The following is a 6,000-nucleotide window of genomic DNA, read 5'->3' on the forward strand; positions in this document are numbered from 1 at the left end:
CGACTGCCGACCGTGCAACGCGAGTGGCGGGTCGGTCTGCGCGTTTCGCAGGCGTTGGCGGCCTTTGTGAAGCGGTATCCGAATCAAAGGACAGAGATGAAACCAGACAGGAGCTGTACCGGCAGCCGCCGTGGCCGTCACGGCCGGTTGACCGGGCTAGGTGCCTTGACCGTCATGACCTTGGCGCTCGCGGCCTGCGGCGGCGACGATTCGTCGTCCGTCGGTGCGTCGAGCCTCGCGCAGGCCACCGCCAGCCAGCAGGCCAGCGCGCAACAGGCGGCCGGGCAGACGCCGGCCAACCAGCCTTACGTCGACCCGGTCGCGTACTCGATGAATGCGGGCGACGGCCTTGCCCCCGGGCAGGTGTCCGAGAAAACGGCCGTCATGCATTACCAGTGGAAAAACGGCGGCACGACCGTCAACTACACGACGACCACCGGCCACCTGACCGCGCAGGACGCGAACGGCAATGCGGAAGCGTCGATGTCGTATGTCGCGTACACCGCGCCGAGCACGAACGGCAAGCCGCGCCCTGTCACATTCGTCTATAACGGCGGCCCCGGCTCGTCGTCGATCTGGCTGCGGCTCGGCTCGTTCGCACCGACCCGCGTGGCCACGCCCGATCCGCTGTTCGGCAGCAACTGGCCGAACTATCCGCTCGTCGACAACGCCGAAAGCCTGATCGACACCACCGACCTCGTGTTCATCGACCCGCCCGGCACCGGGCTGTCGGAAGCCGTGTTGCCGAACACCAACCAGAAGTACTGGGGTTCCGACGCGGACGTGAACATCATGCGCGACTTCATCCAGCGCTACCTGAACGTCAACAGCCGCAGCACGTCGCCGATCTACCTGTACGGCGAATCGTACGGCACGCCGCGTACCGACATGCTCGCGCTGGCGCTCGAATCGGCCGGCGTGCACCTGACGGGCATCGTGCTGCAGTCGGCGATCCTGAACTACTTCGCGGATGCGGTGGAAGCCGTGGCGATCACGCAGTCGACGGAGGGGCTGCTGCTCGAAACCGATACCGTGGCCGGCTACCTGCCGGGCTATGCGGCGGTCGCGGCGTACTTCAACCAGGTTTCGCCGGCACCGGTGAACCCGGATCTGTACGCACTGCAGACGGAACTGTTCACGACGCTGATCTACAACCAGCTGCAGAAGTATTCGCAGTCGTGGGTGTTGAGCCAGCTCGGCATTCCGGATGCGCTCGGCACGCCGGTGTTCCCGAGCGACGCGACGCTCAAGCTGTGGTCGATCCCGTCGAGCCTCACGCAACAGGCGCTGCGCGGCTACTTCAACGCGAATCCGTTCGGCACGAGCCTGCTGCCCGGGACGACGATCGGCCGGTATGACGGACGCGTATCGTTGCCGAACACCGATCCGCGCCTGCAGAACGACGGCGACCCGTCCGACATCCTGATTTCGCAGCCGTTCACGAACGCGCTCGCGACGCAGATGCCGGATTACCTCGGCTACACCGCACCGAACGCGACGTACCTGCCGCTGAACGACAACATCATCGGCGTCTGGGACTTCACGCACGACGGCCAGCCGATGCCCGACACGATCCCCGATCTGCTCGGTGCGCTGCAGCTCAACCCGAAGCTTCGCGTGCTCGCGGAGAATGGCTTCCACGATCTCGCGACGCCGTTCTTCAACACCGAGAAGCAACTCGCGCGGCTGCAGACGGTGAAGGGCTTCAATCCGAAGCTGCAGGTGAACTTCTTCCAGGGCGGCCACATGATCTACCTGGACGACGTCGCCCGTCCGCAGATGAAGCGGGACCTGAAGACGTTCTACAAGGGCGCGCGGATTCCGACGGCGCTGACGCTGCACACGCTGCCGCCGCCGTGGCCGGATGAAAACCCGCCGAGCGTGCCGACCGGCAGCGTCCCGGGCGCAACCGCCGCGACGACGCTGGCGGCGGCCCCTTGAGCGACCCTGAGCGACGGACTCCTTGTCAAAGGAACCCTCTATTCATCCATTGAATGCGAGTGATCATGTCCCTAATCAATTTGATGCGGCGTATGTCTCCGTTGATCGTCCTCGGTGCCGTGATGAGCAGTGCCTACGCGTTGCCGCCACAGGCGGTGGCGCCGGTGAAGCTGCCGCACGGCGGGCACGGTGTCGACGGTCCGTTCTTTCCTGCCACGAAAGCGGCGCCGGTGTTGCCGTCGACCGGCGCGACGCTGCAGCAGCAGGCGCAGCAGCGTGTCGATGCGCGGCTCGGCGCCAATACGGTGCTGAGCAACGGCGCGGCGGTGACGAAGGCGCAGGCGCAGAGCAGCGGTCTCGGCTTCGTGTCGAAGCACTTCGACGAGATCGATGCGAAGCACACCGGCCGCGTGACGATGAGCGATGTACGGCAGTTCATCCAGCAGCGGCAGGTGCAGGCGCAGCAGGAACAGCAGGACGAGTGATGTAGCAGGCAGGGCGGCGGCCGGTGCGGGATGATTCGCACCGGCCGCCGGAAGGTGAACGACAGGCGCTAGAGGGCCTGGCGCGCGTAGCGCTTCGCGGTGGCCGACGGCAGTTCGCCGAACATCGCGCGATAGTCCTGCGCAAAGCTGCTCAGGTGCCAGAAGCCCCACTTGGTGGCGGCGGACGTCACGGAGTCGCCGAGCCGAAGCTCGCGGCGCACGTGATTCAGTCGCACGGCCCGCAGATAGGCGATCGGGTTCAGGTTCAACGTATCCTGGAACGCGTATTGCGCGGTGCGCCGGCTGACGCCGAGCTCCACGCACAGCTCCGCGATCGACAGCGGGCAGGTCGATGCGTCCTGCAGCCGCTCCCGCACCGCATTGACCAGCGACCAGTATTTCGTCGGGCGCACGATCTGTGCGCCGGCGTCCGGCGTCGCGGCCGTCATCACTTCCGAGATCGCGTACAGCACGGTGCGCTCGAGCAGTTCGATCCGGTCCTTCGCTGTCACGTCGTCGACGCGCGTGCTTGTTGCCGCGGCAGCGAGTGTCTGGCGCAGCAGGTCGCGCAGATGGTCGGCCACACCGGTTGCCATCGGGATCACCGGCGCGTGGGTTTGCGCACGCAGCGACGCGGCCACGGTGCGCATCGTTTCCGTCGACAGCTTCCCGGGTTCGATCTCGACATTCACGAGCACGTGCCGGTCGGGCGAGTAGAACTCGAATTGCGGCTGGCTCGAGAACACGTGCAGGCTGTCGCGCCCGCTCTTCTCGCCGCACAGGCGCGCGTGCCCTTCCAGTTCCAGCGGCACGGCCACGGCGATCCGCTCCGACGGCACGGCGCCTTGTTGCAGGATGACCTTGTCGAGATCCTCGACCAGCAGCTTGATGCCGCCCAGCGACATGATCGACGACGAGCCGTGAAACAGCCCGCCCGAGATCTGCGTGTAGTTCATGTTCCAGCCGTCGAACGAACGCGCCTGTTCCTCCACGTCGGTGAACGCGCAGAACGCGACGGTTCGCGCGAACAGCGGGGCGCCAGAGAAATCGCTCGGGTGGGCAGACGGCGTCATCGAGGGCGGGAAGGGGCGGGCCGGATCGATTCATTGTAGCCGCTCGCCGCGCCGGTCAAAAAGGCCGGCCGGGTATCGCCTCGTCAAAACCCTAACTTGCCGAAATCCGATAGTGGAAAACCTTTCGACACCCTACCTTTGGCACCAATACGACGCTGGAGAGACGGTAATGGAACTTCCCCGTGGCGGATTCTGGAGAAACTGGGTCGGCAATCAGTCGTGCGTGGCCGCGCACCTGGCGTCGCCGACCAGCGAGGCCGAGATCGCGGCGCTGGTGCATACGGCGACGCGGCAGGGCAAGCACGTGCGGTGCGCGGGGTCCGGGCACTCGTTTACGCCCGTCGTGGCCACCAGCGGCCTGCTGCTGTCGCTGCAGGATTACCAGGGCATCGTCGATGTCGACGAAGCGCGCAAGCGCGTGACCGTGAAGGCCGGCACCAAAATCAATGCGGTGACGCGGCACCTGAAGGAATGCGGCCTGTCGCTCGTCAACCAGGGCGACATCGATTCGCAGGCGATTGCCGGCGCACTGGCCACCGGCACGCACGGCACGGGGACGACACTGAGCAACCTGTCGTCGCAGGTCGTCGGGATGCGCATCGTGCGCCCGGACGGCTCGATCATGAAAGTGAGCGACCGGCAGGACCTGGACCTGTTGCATGCGACGCAGGTGAACATCGGGATGTTCGGCGTGGTGTCGGAGATCACGCTGCAAGTGACCGATGCGTTCTGGCTGCACGACCGGGTGTGGCGCGAGGACTTCGAAGCGTTGATGGAGCAATACGACGACCTGGCCGCGAAGCACCGGCATTTCGGTTTCTTCTGGTGTCCGACGTCCGCCAGCCGCGATCTCTACTGCCTGCCCGACACCACGAAGGTATCGAACTCGAAGAAGGACGACGACGTGTGCGAAATCAAGGTGATGGATGTCACCGACGCGCGCACGTTCCGTGAAGGCGAGCACGAGAAGATCGCGTACAGCTCGGAGGTGTACGCGATCCACTACGTGCCGAACTTCCACGAGCTCGAATATGCGGTGCCCGCGCAGCACGGCAAGGAAGCGCTGCGCCGGGTGCGCGAGCTCATCCTCACAAAACACCGCGATTGCATTTTCCCGGTCGAGTACCGCTTCACGAAGGGCGATCCGGCGTGGATCAGCCCGTTCAATCACCAGGACAGCGTCACGATTTCATGCTCGGGCGGCCCGAACGGCGTCGACTACTGGCCGTTCCTGAAGGACGTCGACACGATCCTGCGCGACTACGGTTCGCGTCCGCACTGGGGCAAGCTGCATTTCACGAACCGCGAGGACGTCGATCGCTGGTTCCCCAAGGCCGAAGCGTTCCGCGCGCTGCGCCGCAGCGTGGACCCCGAAGGCTACTTCCTCAACGATCACCTGCGGACGCTGTTCAGTTGAGCAGACCGAACGCACCAGACTGGAGAACGCAACATGAATGTCAAGATTGACGGCCGCCTGGCCGGCAAGGTCGCCATCGTGAGCGGCGGCGCCGGCGGCTGCGGCGGCGCGGCGTCCGAACTGTTCGCCGCCCAGGGCGCGAAGGTCGCGATCATCGACCGCGACGGCGACGCCGCCGAAACGCTCGCGTCCAAGCTGCGCGACGCAGGCCTGCAGGCGATCGGTCTCGACGCCGACGTGTCGAAGCAGGCGGAAGTCCAGCAAGCGGTGAACGCCGCGCGGGAGCTGTACGGCAACGCGGACATCCTGTTCAATCACGCGGGCACGCTGATCGTCAAACCGTTCCTCGACATCGAGGAATCGGAATGGGACTGGCTGATGGGCGTGAACGTGAAGAGCATGTTCCTGATGACGAAAGCGGTGCTGCCGCAGATGCTGGAGAAAGGGCGGGGCAGCATCGTCTGCACGTCGTCGATTTCGGCGGTGTGCGCGACGCCGGGCGAGGTGCTGTATGACGCGACCAAGGGCGCGTGCCACATGTTCGCGCGGGCGATTGCGGTCGAGTACCGCGATCGCGGCATTCGTTGCAATGCACTCGCGCCGGGGTTCATCCGCACGCCGCACGGGATGCGCGAACTGAAGGACCTGCAGGCGATGGGCGTCGATGCGACCGAGGCGGCGATCGCGGTGCAGCAAGGCCGCCTGTGCGAGCCGTCGGAAGTCGCGGCCGCCGCGCTGTTCCTCGCGTCCGACGAGTCGAGTTTCGTCAACGGCACCCATCTGTTCGTGGACAACTGTTTCTCCGCCGTCTGATCGCTTTGCTCGCAAGAAGCTGAAGGGCAGGTTTCATGCCTGCCTGATCGGCAAGTTCCGTCGAAGGTGTCGCAGCGATGCGACCCTTCGATTTTTTTTGCGTATCCGGCGCGCGGTGTGTCCCAGTGGAATGTCGGAATCCTTCTAGTGTCCCGTTCCGCTGATTCGCGAACAAAGTCGGTGTAGCTTTTCGAGGATGGAATCGGCAGACGCGGTCCAGACGAATGGCTTGCAGTTTTCGTTGTAGTGGGAGACGAATTGATCAATGCGC

General features: G+C 65.0%; 5 protein-coding genes and 1 pseudogene. 4 read left to right on the forward strand and 2 right to left on the reverse strand.

Annotated elements, in window-relative coordinates:
- Positions 1-96 precede the first annotated feature (96 nt).
- On the forward strand, positions 97-1,941 hold the full coding sequence (locus QZM67_RS35525; RefSeq protein WP_175025084.1) for a peptidase S10: 1,845 nt from the start codon (positions 97-99) through the stop codon (positions 1,939-1,941).
- A 53-nt stretch (positions 1,942-1,994) separates the two neighbouring features.
- The gene (locus tag QZM67_RS35530) at positions 1,995-2,426 is read left to right on the forward strand and encodes a 2-oxoglutarate dehydrogenase (protein ID WP_089453801.1); all 432 of its coding nucleotides are present in this window, start codon (positions 1,995-1,997) and stop codon (positions 2,424-2,426) included.
- Positions 2,427-2,494: 68 nt separating this feature from the next.
- On the opposite strand, the gene QZM67_RS35535 is transcribed toward QZM67_RS35530, so the two are convergent.
- The gene (locus QZM67_RS35535) at positions 2,495-3,499 is read right to left on the reverse strand and encodes a helix-turn-helix domain-containing protein (protein WP_301810650.1); all 1,005 of its coding nucleotides are present in this window, start codon (positions 3,497-3,499) and stop codon (positions 2,495-2,497) included.
- A 169-nt stretch (positions 3,500-3,668) separates the two neighbouring features.
- Here QZM67_RS35535 and QZM67_RS35540 point away from each other — a divergent pair, with 169 nt between their 5' ends.
- Positions 3,669-4,916 carry a D-arabinono-1,4-lactone oxidase gene (locus QZM67_RS35540; protein WP_301810652.1) on the forward strand — a complete coding sequence of 416 codons (1,248 nt, stop codon included), beginning with the start codon at positions 3,669-3,671 and terminating at the stop codon, positions 4,914-4,916.
- A 33-nt stretch (positions 4,917-4,949) separates the two neighbouring features.
- On the forward strand, positions 4,950-5,729 hold the full coding sequence (locus QZM67_RS35545) for an SDR family NAD(P)-dependent oxidoreductase (RefSeq protein ID WP_301810654.1): 780 nt from the start codon (positions 4,950-4,952) through the stop codon (positions 5,727-5,729).
- Between the two features lie 144 nt (positions 5,730-5,873).
- Here QZM67_RS35545 and QZM67_RS35550 read toward each other — a convergent pair.
- Positions 5,874-6,000 (reverse strand): annotated as a pseudogene (locus QZM67_RS35550) (IS630 family transposase); the annotation flags it as partial.

It is taken from the genome of Burkholderia sp. AU45251, from assembly GCF_030482905.1.
GTDB lineage: Bacteria > Pseudomonadota > Gammaproteobacteria > Burkholderiales > Burkholderiaceae > Burkholderia > Burkholderia aenigmatica.